This window comes from Nostoc sp. 2RC (genome assembly GCF_014222165.1).
Lineage (GTDB): Bacteria > Cyanobacteriota > Cyanobacteriia > Cyanobacteriales > Nostocaceae > Nostoc > Nostoc linckia.
In genome coordinates this window covers 1-14,726 of the sequence record NZ_JACKZU010000201.1, presented here as the reverse complement: position 1 = coordinate 14,726, position 14,726 = coordinate 1, and the positions used below count along the sequence as shown (strand labels likewise).

12 protein-coding genes and 1 pseudogene are annotated in these 14,726 nt (G+C 40.2%); 6 read left to right on the top strand and 7 right to left on the bottom strand.

The window, feature by feature from the left end:
• Positions 1-583 precede the first annotated feature (583 nt).
• Positions 584-664: pseudogene (locus GNE10_RS36555) on the top strand (uracil phosphoribosyltransferase); the annotation flags it as partial.
• 249 nt (positions 665-913) lie between these two features.
• On the top strand, positions 914-1,264 hold the full coding sequence (locus tag GNE10_RS21100; RefSeq protein WP_185566836.1) for a DUF2294 domain-containing protein: 351 nt from the start codon (positions 914-916) through the stop codon (positions 1,262-1,264).
• 464 nt (positions 1,265-1,728) lie between these two features.
• On the opposite strand, the gene GNE10_RS21095 is transcribed toward GNE10_RS21100, so the two are convergent.
• Entirely contained in the window at positions 1,729-3,054 is a 1,326-nt protein-coding gene (locus tag GNE10_RS21095; RefSeq protein WP_185566835.1) for a CCA tRNA nucleotidyltransferase, read from the bottom strand.
• 86 nt (positions 3,055-3,140) lie between these two features.
• Here GNE10_RS21095 and GNE10_RS21090 point away from each other — a divergent pair, with 86 nt between their 5' ends.
• Positions 3,141-3,389: a Ycf34 family protein gene (locus tag GNE10_RS21090; protein WP_099070394.1), complete on the top strand. Its 249-nt coding sequence runs from the start codon at positions 3,141-3,143 to the stop codon at positions 3,387-3,389.
• A 284-nt stretch (positions 3,390-3,673) separates the two neighbouring features.
• Here GNE10_RS21090 and GNE10_RS21085 read toward each other — a convergent pair whose 3' ends face one another.
• A complete protein-coding gene (locus tag GNE10_RS21085) occupies positions 3,674-4,966 on the bottom strand; it encodes a hypothetical protein (protein ID WP_185566834.1) in 1,293 nt (430 codons plus the stop codon).
• A gap of 663 nt (positions 4,967-5,629) precedes the next feature.
• Here GNE10_RS21085 and GNE10_RS21080 point away from each other — a divergent pair.
• Entirely contained in the window at positions 5,630-5,944 is a 315-nt protein-coding gene (locus tag GNE10_RS21080) for a hypothetical protein (RefSeq protein WP_185566833.1), read from the top strand.
• 637 nt (positions 5,945-6,581) lie between these two features.
• Positions 6,582-7,634, top strand: coding sequence for a hemerythrin domain-containing protein (locus tag GNE10_RS21075; RefSeq protein ID WP_185566832.1), 1,053 nt, complete (start codon positions 6,582-6,584; stop codon positions 7,632-7,634).
• A 239-nt stretch (positions 7,635-7,873) separates the two neighbouring features.
• On the opposite strand, the gene GNE10_RS21070 is transcribed toward GNE10_RS21075, so the two are convergent.
• The 3 genes from GNE10_RS21070 to GNE10_RS21060 all read right to left on the bottom strand — a co-directional run bounded on the left by GNE10_RS21070 (position 7,874) and on the right by GNE10_RS21060 (position 12,831).
• Positions 7,874-9,052, bottom strand: a complete 1,179-nt coding sequence (locus GNE10_RS21070) for a M20 family metallopeptidase (protein ID WP_185566831.1) — start codon at positions 9,050-9,052, stop codon at positions 7,874-7,876.
• Between the two features lie 213 nt (positions 9,053-9,265).
• Complete coding sequence (locus GNE10_RS21065; protein WP_185566830.1) at positions 9,266-11,296, bottom strand: FAD-dependent oxidoreductase; 2,031 nt, start codon at positions 11,294-11,296, stop codon at positions 9,266-9,268.
• 296 nt (positions 11,297-11,592) lie between these two features.
• Positions 11,593-12,831: a hypothetical protein gene (locus tag GNE10_RS21060; RefSeq protein WP_185566829.1), complete on the bottom strand. Its 1,239-nt coding sequence runs from the start codon at positions 12,829-12,831 to the stop codon at positions 11,593-11,595.
• Positions 12,832-12,992: 161 nt separating this feature from the next.
• Between GNE10_RS21060 and GNE10_RS21055 the strand changes: the two genes are divergently transcribed.
• On the top strand, positions 12,993-13,598 hold the full coding sequence (locus tag GNE10_RS21055; protein WP_185566828.1) for a hypothetical protein: 606 nt from the start codon (positions 12,993-12,995) through the stop codon (positions 13,596-13,598).
• A 39-nt stretch (positions 13,599-13,637) separates the two neighbouring features.
• Here GNE10_RS21055 and GNE10_RS21050 read toward each other — a convergent pair whose 3' ends face one another.
• Together GNE10_RS21050 and GNE10_RS35515 are read right to left on the bottom strand one after the other, a co-directional pair.
• Positions 13,638-14,594: an SGNH/GDSL hydrolase family protein gene (locus GNE10_RS21050; protein ID WP_397326051.1), complete on the bottom strand. Its 957-nt coding sequence runs from the start codon at positions 14,592-14,594 to the stop codon at positions 13,638-13,640.
• Positions 14,527-14,726 (bottom strand): hypothetical protein (locus tag GNE10_RS35515; RefSeq protein ID WP_221642931.1); only part of this gene is annotated, 200 nt, incomplete at its 5' end. The genes GNE10_RS35515 and GNE10_RS21050, both read right to left, overlap by 68 nt.

The window sequence follows — 14,726 nt, the reverse complement described above, 5'->3', positions numbered from 1 at the left end:
GTAAATAATATTAGTAAATACCTCATTATTTGTATATATGTATACAAATAACATCATTATTAATTTAATATTAAATTATAAAAAATAAGTGTTTGATACTAACTAAGTTTACTTAAGACTAGTTTTTAGTAGATTTACAATTACAGTTTCGTGAAGGTTTTGTAAAGTTTATTTCAAGAAAAATAAATAAGTAACGATACCAAATTTTGAAAAAAATAATTCTATGACTATGTAGGAAACTGAGCTATTACTTAATCAATAAAATATGCACAACCAAGTAACATTAATTGATCGCACGAGATTTACCGCTTAAATTTGAACAGATTCAAACACCAATGCTTCCAATGAATGGGCCAATGCTGACTCCGGATTAAAAATTGGTACTAGTAGTACGCCAAGGCAACTTGGCTCTTTAAAGGGGAAGGTGGGGCCCCTGAAGGGGATAAGGGGCAAAAGGGGGAAAGGGACTCATGTTTTTTATCCCTTCCCCTTTTCCCACAAGAGTGCAAAAAGCACTTGTGCAAGAGGTCTATTGAGCATTTCTGTGAAGTGCCTTTTGATGTACTATTTTATACGATTACTTATTGATGGACATTTGAACGAGGATGGTTATATTATTCCTGAGTTGGGAGATGCAGGCGATCGCTTGTTTGGTACAAAATAAACTAATTACTCATATAACCAAAGAGTAACTACGAGTAATTAAATGCACACTCCACTAATTTTTGATTAAGAATTTTTACACTTTTAGTATCTAGGATTGTTTACCTCAAAAACCCTACTAAATGCATGACATTAATACACAAACTTAATCTATGGCATCGATAAATTTTTCAGAATATATCTGATATAATATAATCTTTAAAACTCCTATTCGGAGACTCTAACAATAAATATTATACTCTAACTACTAATGATACAACCTACTATTGGACAATTAGAAACAGAAATATCAGACAAAGTTAAAAACTTATATCATCAAAGACTGGGACAGCTTCCTAGCCAAATTATTTGCCATTTTTTTGACACAGAAATCATAATTTCTTTAGAAAACTCTATTACCCCTGTTGAAGAAACTCTACTTCAGGGGGGTTATGAAAATTTAGCAGAACAAGTGCGATCGTACTTGGATAAATTAATCAAACCACAATTGAAAAAAACCATCGAGGAAATTATTGGCAAACCTGTTCTTAATTTGATGACCAATACAAATTTAGTCACACGTCGTACTGGAATTATTGTGATTTTAAAATCTGTTAATTGAGGTTTATCTCTAACGAAAAATTCAAAAACTTAACTGATTGAGTCAGCAGTGCATTGATACTAATGGTAACCTGCTTTGATTTTTGGAATTAAGTAGGCGGGTATGAATATTTATCGTTAGGGAAAAGCACAGATCAGATAGTAAACACCAGAACAAAAACTGATTTGAGTTCAATTTACTTTTTGTTACATAGTTGAATTTATTGGCGACGTTTTACTGACAGTAAAGTTCAATACTATCCAAGCTTGAAAAAGAAAGTTTGGCTAACAATTCTGAGTTAAAGCTTTTAGGATAATACAGTTTACTGAATACTCGATTCTACCTAATTTTCTATAAAAGGGAGAAAACTAAGCAATCTTTCTGAAGAACATTTTCCCTTTCCCCGGTTGGTGAGCTTGTCGAACCATTAACCTTTTCCCACAAGAATGCCCTATTTTCAAGGCAGGTCTATTCTCCTTGTCTCCCTACACTCCCCACTCCCCAACTAACTGACGTGCCAATGCCATCGCCTCTGTTGGTGTGGACACTTTCCCCTCAGCTTGTGCTACGGCAATTTCTGTTAACAATTTGCCTACTATTGGTGAAGCCGGGATATCTAGTGTTATAATTATTTCCTTCCCACTGACTAATGGAGTGGGATGAGCGACCAGATCGTCAGGGTTCAGGTAGCGGTTGATTAAAGGTGCAAAAACAAGGCAATGCGTTGTATGGGCTTCATCTGTTGTAGCAACTGCTGTCTTTAGCTGCTTTTTGCCAGACATCGCCTCTACCAAATTATCAAATGCTACAGCTAACGCTACCGTGGCAGGAAACACAATATCTGCATCTTGGAACAAAAAGTATTGTTCTCGCAAAGACATATTTGCCACTTTCAGTTGCGGTAATAATTTTAAAGCAGTGGTGACACCGCGAATTTCAGCACGACTGTAGGTAAGTTCTTGTAGTTCTATTTCTGCTAATTCTGGATTTGGGTTGACAAGACAAGCAAGTTTAGCAATGGCTAACCAAGTAGTTTTGATGCTATCCCTGACACCTGCTTGTAATTTTACTCCCAGTTGTTGCCAATTTTGAGCTAGTAAAACAGCTGCATCGTCAACAGCCGCTAGTTTATCTAAGCTTTCACGAGTGGCGTTTTTGAAGAAGGGGTTAAGTAAATTATCTTCCCAAGCAGTTGTTATCCAGGGAGTACCCTGAGAGTTTGCTAATAAATAACCAATTTCTGTGCGAAATCGTTCTGGTGCAACTTTGCTGATATGTGATGCTAAAGAACGAATTGTGGTTTTAGTAGCTGACTCAATAGTAAAATTCAGTTGGGCTGCTTGCCGATAAGCTCGCATTAACCGCAAAGGATCGTCTTCAAGGTTAGCGGGTGATACCATTCGCAAAATGCCCTGTTGTAAATCTGCATAGCCTTGCAGGGGATCGATGATTTCTTGGGTGTGGGGATTATAGGCGATCGCATTTATTGTAAAGTCCCGTCTGTGCAAGTCCACCTCTAAACTGTCTCCCTCTTGTTGGGCAAAGTCAGCCGTAGCACCGGGAAAAACCACACGAGCAATTTGTCGTTGTGCATCGAGTAATACAAACCCAGCATTATAATGATGGGCGATCGCTCTTGCCACCTTTACCGCGTTAGATGGTATAACAAAATCTAAATCTAAGTATTCGCGAGTTCTGCCAAGCATGGCATCCCGTACAGCGCCACCCACCATATAAGCTGGTTGTGGCAATAATGCCAAGCTAAAAGGCCAATTTTCGGGAGCTAGGGTAGAAGCAACAGAAGAACACATTGTAATAAAAATCAACCCAGCAACTAATGAATAACAGTCTGGCTTAAGCTAGATTAACAATAAAGGCCCCTGGAGTTGGTTCTATTATGTGTATTTGCGTGAACTGCCACTATGTAGACCGCTGTCTCACTTATCATGCCGTAGAAGGGCAGCACCAACAACCCCACTTAACCGAAACACCAGATTTTGACCCGAATGAACCTTCTATCAACGTCAACATCCGGACTAAAGACGATGTGATTGAAATGGAATGGGACGTTGTTGGCTGTCTAAGCTTTAAGCCGGAAATGGGTAAATGGTCGAAGTTGCGTCCTGGAGAATTAGTACCGACTTAAATTTTGGATTTGAGATTTGCAATTTTACATGGAGTTTGAGTGTTGACTGTGAACCGTTAACAGTCAACACTCAACAGTTTTTTATGGAATATTTTTTTACTTGGAAGTCAATACGGTTCGGATAAGCAGTATTAACTTCCCTTGTGGTGTGGGAAAAGGTTAATGGTTCGACAAGCTCACCAACCGGGGTAAGGGGATTTGGATGTATTTGAAACCTTCCCCTTTGCCCTTTCCCCTTTTCCCTTTCCCCTTTCCCCTTTCCCCTTTCCCCGAACCGTCTTGCCTTAGCGGATGCCATCATTATCAATTGCACTGTAGCCATCGCTGGGGAAAAGTCCCAACCAAGGGTCAGAACTAGGAGTTAAAAATAGTTGGGCGTAGACTTGCTGATTGAGGGTTTGTACATTCTTTGTTTGGTTACCTGCCATAAACCATTGATGAATTTGGCTGTGCAATATATATTCATTTCTGACTGTATCTAAAGCCATTGCAGTTTCAAAATTTTTCACTATGATGGGCAAATTATCTTTTTGAGTGTTGGCAGGCTGAGACTTTTTAGCTTTAATTAAGGAAATGCTGTTTTCATCTAGCTTGGCATCACTGGCATAAAGTTGAGCAATTTTGTTCCAAGCTTCTTGGTCAGTTATTTCAGCTAAAGTTTTTTGATTTTGTTGGGCATTAGACTCAAGAGCAGTGAGCATTGGTCTTTCAACCATCATTTTAGAAACCGCCAGAGAACCTGCGGTTACTGCTGTTGGTGGTTGAGTGGAATTGCTGGGAGATTCTAGCAACTTCGGGGGAGACTGGATACCCAAGCGGGATAAATCAGCAACCCATTGGGCTTGGATGGAATTGTAGCGATCGCTGTGGTATTTTCTTAAAAAAGCCTCGCCATCCCTTGGTGAAAGTTTGCTGTAGTTTTTTGCCACCACTTCAGCTTGTTGTAATTGACGTATAAATGCCTTGGGGCCATATAAACCAGGAATTGCATCAATTGGACGACCAGAGGCATCTAATATATAGTGAATGCTATTGCCTGTAATTGTACGTTCTAATTTGCGCCCATCGCCGAAATCGATTGTAACTTTTGGTACAGGACGCACTGATTCCCAGTGCAAAATAAAACGGTCTTGAAGCAGCCGAGAAATTTCCTTGTTGGGATATAGCGCCACCCTGAAGAACCTACTATTAGCACAACTCAAATCGCGATCGAGTCTGCCCAGCAAGCGCAGAGATAAAATCGGTTTACCACTGATTTTGGCAGCTGCTTTGGCTTGTTCGATGTCTGTATACCAATACAAACGAGAAGCATAACAGTCTCGTTGTTGGCAAAGTTCATCTAAAGCTGCCCGTAGTGTAGCAGAAGGTAAAACTTTGTCTGAAGAATTGTTGTTTAACTCATTAGTATGGGATTTGAGAAATATCTGTAACCCCTTTGCACCCTGTTGGCGAAGCACAGAAACTTCTTGAGATAACTTCGAGGTTTCAGTTACAGGAGTTTGAGCATTAGCTGTCTGCAAGAGAGTGAGACTAACTACTATGAGTAGGAACGGATTTTTGAAGCTTATAAATTTCATCAATTTTTTAGAAGATAGTAATGTGAATGTTAATAATTCAGCACCCAGGAGTCAGAAGTCAGAATTTAAAGATATCTACCACTGCTACCTTGGAAGTTACGCATTCAAAAGTCAAAAAGTTCACTAATCAAACCTTGTGATTGTTTGAAAGAGTAGCTTGATAAAAAGGTGTCGGGAAAACCCATTGCTTTTAGGGATGGGATGAAAGATACCTGGACATCATTGACGGTTAACAGTTAACAGTCATCAGTCAACAATCTCTCTTCTTATCCCATCTACTTTTAAGGGTGGATGAGCTTAAATCCATTCCTGAACGCATACACGTATTTATTTACCTAAAGTACTTCATCAAAAGTATAAATAATTAAATATCAGATGTGTTGATTATGAATTGAAATTTATTAAATTGAAAAAATGATAGCCTGATGATGAAGATTCATTTTTTTAAAATCAGTAATATTTCTGTTTGAAATCAAAGAGAATCTCACTAAATTATTGATATTGTAAGTTGTACTAATTTCTAGTTACAGCTAGGAATGGGTCACAGGCTTTATTAGAGAGCGCAATAAGTTATCTGGGTAAAATCACGATTTCCTTTCAGACAGAGAACAAACACAAGCTCTGAAAATTTGGGATATTTATTAACCAATTTCAAAAATCACCATGCACAAATATATTTGTAATCTGCTAATGCTGGTATTAGCAACAATTTCGACTTGCTTTATGACTCCATGTCATGCTCAAACGGCGTCAAAATCTAATAATCAAGATACTGATAATATTAGTACTATATCTTCAAATTCATCTTCTGCTAAGGAATTGGGTGATTTGGTTAATTCCACTGATAGTAAACCGACTATCATATCTGAGACAGTAACTAACACTTCTGTTTCTCAGGCTAATATCACTGCACCTCAACCCAAGGTGAGAATTCCTATATTCAGCAGAATTTTTCGCACACCTTCAATGCAGCAGTAATCAAGTATTTTCACAAACCTACCGATCCTCAGGTATTGTCGCCAACAATCGCATCTAAGTAGAACAGGGTAAATAATTGAAGGTTTGTAGTGAGAACTTTAGTTCTAAAAAAAGGACTGAAGTCCTTACTACGAACTGAATTTTATGATTTTTACATTACTTAACATAGTTTGTTTTTTTCAAGTCGTTCTATTTATAGCAGGGAATAGGCTATAGCTGAAAAATTTTTTGGTGTTGAGCTTTTACAAAGGTATTTTAAGTAAATATACTACCTGATAGGGGCGCAGCATTGCTGTGCCCTTACATTTATAGTTAGATAGACGAAAATTACTACAAATTCATCAATCGGCATATCTAAATAATTTAGAGCTAGTTAATCATCCCATAGACATACTTTTTTATTCCATAATGGGTAATTTATTGGACTTGTATGAATAGTGAATAGGTTGCTGTGAATGAAATTAAAAATCAAAGCGATCGCCCTCACTGATATTTTTATTTTGCAGCCAAGAACTTGATATTTTTCTACCCACAGTTGTGAAGGCAATCGCTCAAAAGAAAGATGGAAGCACCCTAAGATTTGTGTCAACGTGATATTAGCAATAATTCCGAACACTTTGCTAGAGGAGAACTTAGGATGGTAGCTAGTTTAGATGATACGAAACGCAATGCTATTGCTGTGAAATTGGCAAGTATCAAAGCACTGCAACAATTGGTCATCGAAAATGAAAAACTGCTTTTGAATCAACAACTTGATGCCGAAATTGCCGATCGCATCCGCAACTTCATCAAAGATGATGAAAAAAACCTTGGTGTTTTAGAAACTGTAATTACTCAGTACGGAATTCAGGCCGAACCCAAAAAAAACTTGAGGGAATTTATTGAAAAAGCTCGCGAACTATTTAAGGGTTCTGAGCTAAGTCTATATGAAAAAGTATCCCAACACGAATTGCTGAAACATCAACTAGTTACAAGTGGCTTGATAGTTCATAAAGCCGCTCAAAAAGTTGGTGCTGATGTGATACTTGCTATTGGCCCTTTGAATACCGTTAACTTTGAAAACCGCGCTCACCAAGAGCAACTCAAAGGTATTCTAGAAATTCTGGGTGTCCGCGAACTAACTGGACAAGATGCAGATCAAGGAATTTGGGCACGTGTTCAAGATGCTTTAGCTGCGGTAAGTGGTGTAGTCGGTAGTGCTGTCACCCAAAGCAGTGACAAAAAGGATCTGAATATCCAAGATGTGATTCGCCTAGATCACAACAAGGTAAATACTCTGTTTACCGAACTATTACAAAGCAACAATCCACAAAAGATCCAAGAATACTTCGGTCAAATTTACAAGGATCTCACAGCCCATGCTGAAGCTGAAGAAGAAGTTGTCTATCCAAGAGTACGTTCTTTCTACGGTCAAGAAAACACCCAAGAACTGTATGATGAACAAGCTCATGCCAAGCAGGTATTAGAAGAAATTAAAGCTCTTAGCCCATCTTCACCTCAGTTTAAAGAGAAAGTAAAACAGCTGATGGATGCTATTGGCGACCATATTCGTCAAGAAGAAAGCACAATGTTTGCTGCAATTCGCAACAACTTGAGTACTGAGCAAAGCGAACAACTAGCCACTGAATTCAAAGCTGCAAAAACCCGGATTCAAAAAAAATTAGGCGTTGTTACTGAATCTAAAATTTAGTTAATAGATTCAAAAATGGAAAATATCGCTTAATAAATCTGACTTAATTGCAATACCAAATTGCTAGGTAAATAGCGTAACTCCTAACACATTGTGTTAGGAGTTTTTATTTATTAGATTGCTTGCATAAGTCGGGAAAAGGTGAAGGAGGGTGCATATTTATGTTTGGTATTTTCCCTTTCCCCTTTAACCTTTTCCCTTTTCCCACAAGACTACAAAAAGCAATGAGGGTAAGAGGTCTATTTTTGCCAATATTTATAAGCTGCATAAGCCATAGTCACAACCCCGGTGAGAATTGCAGACTCATCAACTTCAAATTGGGGATGGTGTAATGGGTGGTTAATAATTCTTTCTTTGTAGCCCACACCCAAGCGAAACATTGAGCCAGGGGCGTGTTCTAAATACGTGGAAAAATCTTCAGCACCCAAAGATGGTTCTGGTAAAACTTGGACGCGATCGCTACTCCAAGCTTCTTCTGCCGCTGATTGTAACAATTGTGTCAAAGTATAATCATTTTGGACGCTGGGTATACCCTGACAATAATTAACTTGATAGCTTGCTCCATAAGCATGGCAGACGCTAGCTACAATATTTTCGATCCAATTTGGCAGATGGGCACGGGTTTCGGGATGAAGCGATCGTACCGTTCCCAATAACTGTACTTTATCAGCAATCACATTGGGCGCTCTACCGCCATTAATCTTACCAATGCTCAATACCACAGGACGCAAGGGATTTTGTGTGCGGCTAATGGCTTGTTGCAATGCACTAATTACTTGAGCTGCAACCCAAATGGCATCAATCGCTTCATGGGGACGCGCCCCATGTCCAGATTCACCAATAATCAAAATTTCTAAATCATCAGCCGCCGCAGTCAAGGCCCCATAACGTACTCCAATGGAACCTGCGGGTATAGAAGGGAAAACATGAACCCCTAATATAGCTGAGACATTTTCCATCGCCCCATCTTTCACCATCCAGCTTGCACCTTGGGCAATTTCTTCGGCTGGCTGAAATAAAAACCGCACTTTACCACCCAATTCTTCTGCTATTTGGGCAAGTATCATTGCCGTTCCTAATCCCACTGTGGTGTGGACATCGTGACCGCAAGCGTGCATCACACCAGCTGCGTAAGAGGCATATTCCAAATCAGTGGCTTCTTGAATTGGCAAAGCATCCATATCGGTGCGAATTGCCAAAAAACCATCGCTTTGGTGACTATTTTGCACTTCGCCGATAACGCCTGTTTTACCGACCCCTTCTTGGACATGCAAACCACTGGAAGACAAAACACCAGCTACAAAGGCAGCTGTTTTGTATTCCTGACCGCTGAGTTCTGGGTGCGAGTGAATGTGGCGGCGAATTTCAATTAAGCGAGGTGCTAGTTTCGTTGCTAAGTCTTTAATACGAGTAAGCATCGATATCAATTTATCTACAGGCTTGCTTCCATGATAAAGAATTGTTAACAAACAGACCCGAAAATAAAAAACTCCACCCACAAGGGGATCGAGTTTTTAGACATGGGGAATAGAGGGTGGGAAGAGACAAGGGAAACAAGGGAGACAAGGACAACAGTCAACAGTCAACAGTCAACAGTCAACAACCACCAATAGTTATGCTTTTTGACCGTTCTATCGCCAATCTTCCCAGTTTTGGTTAAAAATCGATGTATCGGGGAAGGCAGTCGGGTTACCATTTTTCTGTAATAAGCGTTTGAGTGCTTCCAGCTGTGGTTCTGGTTTGGGTAAGTCGTCCACCAGTTGGTAAGGGGCGATGGCATTTTTGATGGCAAAGCTAGCAACGGTTCCCGCAGCTGCGCCAGCCGACCATTCAAAGGAATGTACTCGATAAGCAGCAGCAGCAATATGACTGGTAGCAATACTTTTACCTCCTACCAGCAAATTGTCGATTTTCTGGGGAATCATTGCTCTCAGGGCGATTTGGAAGGGGTAAGCTTGACCAGCACCGCGTCTTTCACCTGCACGTTCTGTGTTACCAGGGGCTTCTGGGGGACTGTTGGTCATGCAAGGATGAAAATCTATGGCGTAGTGACCAATACCCACTGCGTCCGGGAAGATGCTAGAACGAGTCCGGCGCATGACTTTGTCCGGTGAAATCTCTCCCGCAATTACAGATGTTGCTTCTAATCCTGCAAGTGCAGCTGTTAATTGCCGATACATATCTGCTGGCAGGGTCTTGCGGTAATATTCATCATTGTAATTTCGCCGAGAAATATCAATTTCCCAAATAGCAAAACCTCCTGGTTGTCCCCAACTAGGGCGGCCAATGATGCGGCGTCCTTCTCGCATGTAGGGATATTTCGATAAACCGTGTACTGTTCCCATTGGGGAATTTAACCCGGCCACAAAACGGTTATTAGTTCGCGGCTGCTTCACACCTTCCCCTAATTGTGAATCTGTAGTTCCAGCTACCAACCAATAATAATAAGAAAGGGCATTTTCTTCACCTCTGCGGAGGGTTTCTGTCCGCAGTCCTCCCATCCAACCACCAGGCTGCAACTGCCCAGTACCTTGTAACTGTTGGCGAGTATAAATTAAGTTATCCTTGGCTGTTCCGGGGCGATAGTCGTTACCCCAAGTCCAGTTTTGCATGGATATATCCCCTGATGTTGCCGCATTAAAACTTACACCACCGAATTTTGTCGGTTGTCCTTTATTGGGACTCCAGATGCGACGGTAGGTGAAAACTAAGTCAAAATTAGCCAGTCGTGTTAACTCATAGCTAAAATATGGTGAATATTGTAAATAAAATGGCGGCATTGTTTGGGGTTGCGGTTCCTTAGTTGCCTCCATTGCAAAGGTGTAGGTAAAGCCTTGAGTGCAATAAGGATCGTTGGTGGTGCTGGAGGCAGAAGGTTCCAGGTAAGAACGGGCATCAATGCCTAAGCGATAGGGAACATCAGCAAGGGCGATAATTTCCCCAGTTTCGCTAGCGTCTATAACATACCACTTGGGAGCATCTCCCTTAGTTTGTTTGGGAATGAAGCGAAGAATAGTTTTGGTAAATCGAGAAGAGTTATCGTAGCGGTAGGCGTCTTCAATGACTTGAGATAAAGTAAAGGTATTAAGGGGTGGTGCGCCTTTGGGTGGTTGATGTTGGATAGCGATCGCACCATTTATTAATTTACCATCAGCATTAATTTCTAAATCCTTGATTACCGTGTTGGGAAACCATTGCAGCTTGCCTTTGCCCTGCTTTTCAGCATCTTTGAGCATCTGAACCAAAATACTGTGGGCATCACGGGGAAGAAAACAAGAGTCACTAACCCAGCAATCACCAGGATTGAGTTTACCGTATTTACGCTCGATGCGGTTTCGTAATTCCAGATAACCGCGAGAATAGAATTGCTTTGCCCGTTGAGTTGGGCGTTCATCTAATGCAGATGTTCCTTGGGCAGAAATTTGTCCCCCCAGCCAGTCGGTAATTTCAGTTAGACAAACTGTTCGTCCTGCGAGTAACCCCTCATAAGCCGTAGCCACACCAGATAGTCCGCCACCCACAACTAAAATATCGCAATTGACACTTTTATCTGGGCTTCTCGGTGGTGTTGCCTTTGCCCCATCTGATGCAACCAAGCTAGGTACTAAATTTAAACCGAACAGCAATGTCAACCCATAAGCTAGTTTGTGTTTACATTTCATCGTTAAGTAAATTCCTTCAAAATCCTCTGTCATCTTGTAGACGGTAGCATCCAAGAAATGTAGATCACAAGTCTATTTTGGGGCGTGGGGAGATGTAGCTTTAGCTTCTGTTTCACGCTAGCGCTAGGGGGACAAAGTAGCAGAGAAGTGGGGAAAAGGGTAAGGGGTAAAGGGGAAAGGGCAAATAAAAACCCTTTTCCCGGTTGGTGAGCTTGTCGAACCATTAACCTTTTCCCTTTCCCCCCTCTTGCAAAAGAGAGGTCTTTTCTCCCTTGTTACCTTGTCCCACATCCCCACTACTTAAAAACTGGCCCCCGCACCCCACTGACACCAGATACTTTCCCCCCCTTGGTATTAGCTGCACAGCCTACGTAGTAACCACCAGCAAAATTTAAGCCAGTGTCAGTTCGCAAAAAGAAGGCACGATACAGCACATCTAATTCTTGTTCTTTAATAATGCCGGAATCATCAATGAAGGGTAAGGTTACTTTTTGGTGTTCTACTAAACGCTGGACTACTGCTAGAGTTTGATTTGCACGCAGTTCACGCACTAAATTAATCCACTTTTGCGCTCTTTGATAAGACCCAACAATCACACCTCTGGAGCCATAAGATTGGTCTGGTGTTAAAATTTTGATCACAGATTTTTGACGTTCGGGAATTTCTTCGAGCGTTTCAGATAACAATTTAATTTCTGGAATAATTGTTTGAGCAATTTCAAAATTCAACCCTGCCTGTTGCCAGATATTAGTCTGGCTAAAAATTGAAGCTAATCCTAACTTAGACATTAAAATATCGGGATGAGGTTCTATTTCTATTTGACCTTCTATCCAAGACTGCAAGAGCAATTGGAGATTAGCTTTTAGTGGTGAATCTGCTTCAGCTTCAATTTTCCAAGGGTCAAAGTAGCGGTGAAAATGCAGTTGATTTTGCTGTAAAAATTCTGGTTTTAGTTCGCCTAATAAATATACTTGTTCTGGTTTGCCAGACATTTCTTGTAGGAAAAATCGGGCATCGTAATAATCTAAATCTTTTTGAGTTAAGAGAACATGAATATTATCGCTAATGTGAGTACGATAGTGCTGGGCTAAGGTTAATTCACAACCCCATACTTTCTGAAAAAGTGTAATAATTCCCAAGCCACTGGGATTATGCTCGATTTCAAAAATTTGTGGTGTTCCTGCTACTGATGTAAAATCAACACGCATTAAACGTGGAATTTTACTAGCACCTACTTGGTTTAACTTTGTTTGAAGAGGTGTTTGATTAAAGGGCAACCATCTTTGTAGACCTAACTCCCAGGCTTTTGGTAATGTATCAATAAAATTTTGTAGAAAATTTATCAGGATGTCAATTTCACCATCAAGATACAAAGGTTTGGTACCAATGTTGAAGGAACAGTTACAATCTTCTTTGTATTTTTCAATAGCTTGAAATTTTGCGATCGCTTCCCTCTCATCTGTCAACCCAGATGCTCTCTGCAATTCGCTCCAATCCCCAGCACTAATCGAAGTATATCCTTTATTGGCTGACATTTATACCTTGTTCTTAAGTATATGGTTAACCTGAGTGTAAATGGATTTCAGTATTTTTGTCTATCAATTCTCAAACCAGCTATTTTGCGGTTGGATAACTCTATGATAGAAGCGATGGCTACGGTGGTGAAATATCACAAAAAATAACGAGGCTAATTGTGATGGCTGATGTGGTATCTGATTTTGTAACTGTGCTATCCCAGGCTGCGGCTGCGTATCGAGGAGAAAAAGCTACACGTCCTAGTGCTGAAATATTAGTTCAGGCGTTATTAGCAGCAGAAAAAACTGCCAAGCAACAACGCCTAAACTATGGGTTTGAGTCTCTTTTGGGAAAATGGCGACTTTGTTTTGCTACTGGTACAAAAAAAGTTCGGGAACGAGGAGGAATTGTATTAGGCAAGGGTTTATACGTGCCTAAATTTGTTACAATTCATATTTCCTTTAATGCAAATTTACAACAGAATTTAGATAAAGGTGAAATTGCTAATCAAGTTGAATTATTTCCTTTATTGTTAAAGCTGACTGGCCCAATACAATACCAGGGTAAGAAAAATTTGTTGGCGTTTGATTTTCACAATATGCTTATCAGTTTATTTGGTCGTGTTGTGTACAACAATAAAATTCGCTCTGGGAAAGTCGAGTCAGAAGATTTTTATAGCCAGCCCATAGCTAAACTACCCTTCTTTGCTTTCTTTATTGTTACAGAAGATTTCATTGCAGCTCGTGGGCGTGGCGGAGGACTAGCACTTTGGATTCGAGAAAATTGATAAAATAGAAGTCAGGATTGAGAATTCAGAATTCAGAACTCAGAATTCAGAATTCAAAAGGTTGGAATGGGGCTGAGTTAAAATTTCTAAAAGCGATCGCTCGATAATTTCACTGACAAATTCATTGCCTTTCAAGTTAAGGTGAATGTGGTCGTGAAACAAACTTTTTACTTCAGAATTGGAATTAAATATCGGTAAAAAATCGATATATTGAATTTGTTGGGTTTGAGCAAAATCCTTCAAGCGCTGACGTGCTTTGATTTCATAATCGCGAGAACCTGGTTCGCCAATTTCTCGTAACAAGGGAGTCATGACCAACAAAAATTCGCTATGATTTTGGCGACTTAATTCTTGAATTTTACCAATAGCCTCCAGATTAATCCCGACGCGATCGCCCGCTTCATTATGAATTGCTTTCATCTCTGGAATTGGCTTTTGCTTCGTGAGATAACGCTGCCAAACTTCTATTAATGCCAAGGATGGTTTACTATCTGGATAGTTGCGATCGCGTCCCACTTGTAAAGAAGTAGGAGCAGTAGCAAATAAATCATCTGTATTAAGTAGTAATACTATTACCTGAGCATTAAAATTGCCAAATTTTTGTAAATAAGCTAATTCATTTCTCGGCCCCCAAGAATTAGCTGAAGCATTTAGCACTTCTACTTGCTGATAATTACTGTTAGTAGCTAATGCCAAGGAACGCATCATCAAGCTAGATATTGTATTATCTCGATCCGTCCACCAACCACCGTTAGCAATTGAATCGCCTAAAAGTAGGACTCGCAGTGTCGAAGGTGCAGGTATCTTAGCAATGGCATCACCACGCATAGAATACTGATTAATTTCAATGCGATTACCAAAACGACGGGTACGCTGATTAGGAGCCAATAGATAACCAATTTGCTCATCAGCAACATAAATCAGCGGATTACCAAACCCAAACAGCGATCGCAATCCGATCTCCAACACCACAACCACCACCAAAATTATAAACATTAATATTTTCAGCATTAATCATTAGTCCTTTGTTATTAGATATTGGGCATGGGGCATGGGGCATTGGGCACTTGTACTGAGCGTAGTCGTTGGCGCAGCCTCTCGCAGAGAAGTATTGGGCATTGGGCATTG

What these genes read in the sequence shown, in the direction of transcription:
- GNE10_RS21100 (WP_185566836.1), top strand. Translation starts at nt 914, where the DNA reads ATGATACAACCTACTATTGGACAATTAGAAACAGAAATATCAGACAAA.
- GNE10_RS21095 (WP_185566835.1), bottom strand. Translation starts at nt 3,054, where the DNA reads ATGTGTTCTTCTGTTGCTTCTACCCTAGCTCCCGAAAATTGGCCTTTT.
- GNE10_RS21090 (WP_099070394.1), top strand. Translation starts at nt 3,141, where the DNA reads ATGTGTATTTGCGTGAACTGCCACTATGTAGACCGCTGTCTCACTTAT.
- GNE10_RS21085 (WP_185566834.1), bottom strand. Translation starts at nt 4,966, where the DNA reads ATGAAATTTATAAGCTTCAAAAATCCGTTCCTACTCATAGTAGTTAGT.
- GNE10_RS21080 (WP_185566833.1), top strand. Translation starts at nt 5,630, where the DNA reads ATGCACAAATATATTTGTAATCTGCTAATGCTGGTATTAGCAACAATT.
- GNE10_RS21075 (WP_185566832.1), top strand. Translation starts at nt 6,582, where the DNA reads ATGGTAGCTAGTTTAGATGATACGAAACGCAATGCTATTGCTGTGAAA.
- GNE10_RS21070 (WP_185566831.1), bottom strand. Translation starts at nt 9,052, where the DNA reads ATGCTTACTCGTATTAAAGACTTAGCAACGAAACTAGCACCTCGCTTA.
- GNE10_RS21065 (WP_185566830.1), bottom strand. Translation starts at nt 11,296, where the DNA reads ATGAAATGTAAACACAAACTAGCTTATGGGTTGACATTGCTGTTCGGT.
- GNE10_RS21060 (WP_185566829.1), bottom strand. Translation starts at nt 12,831, where the DNA reads ATGTCAGCCAATAAAGGATATACTTCGATTAGTGCTGGGGATTGGAGC.
- GNE10_RS21055 (WP_185566828.1), top strand. Translation starts at nt 12,993, where the DNA reads ATGGCTGATGTGGTATCTGATTTTGTAACTGTGCTATCCCAGGCTGCG.
- GNE10_RS21050 (WP_397326051.1), bottom strand. Translation starts at nt 14,594, where the DNA reads ATGTTTATAATTTTGGTGGTGGTTGTGGTGTTGGAGATCGGATTGCGA.